This window comes from Citrobacter sp. VF227 (genome assembly GCF_052950715.1).
Genome location: NZ_JBRFVF010000468.1, coordinates 1 through 454, shown reverse-complemented (window position 1 = coordinate 454; position 454 = coordinate 1). Strand labels below are relative to the sequence as shown.

Here is a 454-nt window from a genome sequence, read left to right as displayed (position 1 = left end):
CTCTGGCATGCCTTAGGGCTGGAATGGACTTTTTCGCCGTACGGTTTGCAGGGCATTCTGCTGGCGCACGTCTTTTTCAATCTGCCAATGGCCAGCCGTCTGCTGTTTCAGTCGCTGGAGAATATTCCCGGCGAACATCGACAGTTCGGCGCTCAACTCGGGATGCGCGGCTGGCATTTCTTCCGTTTTGTTGAATGGCCGTGGCTTCGTCGGCAAATCCTTCCCGTCGCAGCGCTCATCTTTATGCTCTGTTTCGCCCGCTTCGCCACTGTTCTGTCGCTGGTCGGCGGGCCGCAAGCCACCACCATCGAACTGGCTATTTATCAGGCGCTGAACTTTGATTACGATCCTGCCCGCGCCGCCATTCTGGCGTTGATCCAGATGCTGTGTTGTTTAGCGCTGTTGCTACTCAGCCAACGCCTGAGCCGTGCTATTGCGCCTGGCACCACACTGG

Annotated in this window: 1 protein-coding gene; it reads left to right on the top strand. The window is 57.3% G+C overall.

Annotation, left to right across the window (positions count from 1 at the left end; genetic code table 11):
- Positions 1–454 (top strand): ABC transporter permease subunit (locus ACU8YC_RS27365; RefSeq protein WP_446896309.1); only part of this gene is annotated, 454 nt, incomplete at both ends.